The organism is Bacillus sp. AFS023182, from assembly GCF_002560575.1.
GTDB classification, from domain to species: domain Bacteria; phylum Bacillota; class Bacilli; order Bacillales; family Bacillaceae_G; genus Bacillus_A; species Bacillus_A arachidis.
Genome location: NZ_NTRO01000161.1, coordinates 1 through 490 on the forward strand (window position 1 = coordinate 1; position 490 = coordinate 490).

The following is a 490-nucleotide window of genomic DNA, read 5'->3' on the forward strand; positions in this document are numbered from 1 at the left end:
GTTTTCCAAGATTCTTCAATAGGAGCAACCGTACACTTTGGATACCAACGTAAAACCTTAGTTCCATCGTTTAATGGAAAAACAACGCCAGTTGCAAATTTAGGATATTCTTTTGCTTTTGCAGTCTCAAAAGAAACACCTTTTTTACGTATTTTAGCAAACATTTTATCTTTTACTTCACGATTTAAACCAGCTAGGTTAAATGCTAACTCAAACGCTGTGTTTTTTTGGATATTAATAATTTTTTTATTTGACGCCCATTTAACAAAGTTTGAAGACGTAGTGGAAATTGTTAAATCAGAAATATTTGTTTGTCCATAAACAGTAGCCTCATAAGTTGGTAATGTACTTGTTGTTTCATCACCTTTCATCATGCATATAAATAGGTCTTCAATACCCACAGTATATTGAATCTCTTTATTTTCAATTGTCATTTATATCATCCTCACATTCTATCAATTATTCTTTGAGCCAAAATGTCTGCTACCTT

Annotated in this window: 1 protein-coding gene; it reads right to left on the bottom strand. The window is 31.6% G+C overall.

Annotated elements, in window-relative coordinates:
* On the bottom strand, positions 1 to 434 hold a 434-nt coding region (locus CN288_RS27895), incomplete at its 3' end, for a phage tail protein (RefSeq protein ID WP_098303644.1).
* Between the last annotated feature and the right edge of the window lie 56 nt (positions 435 to 490).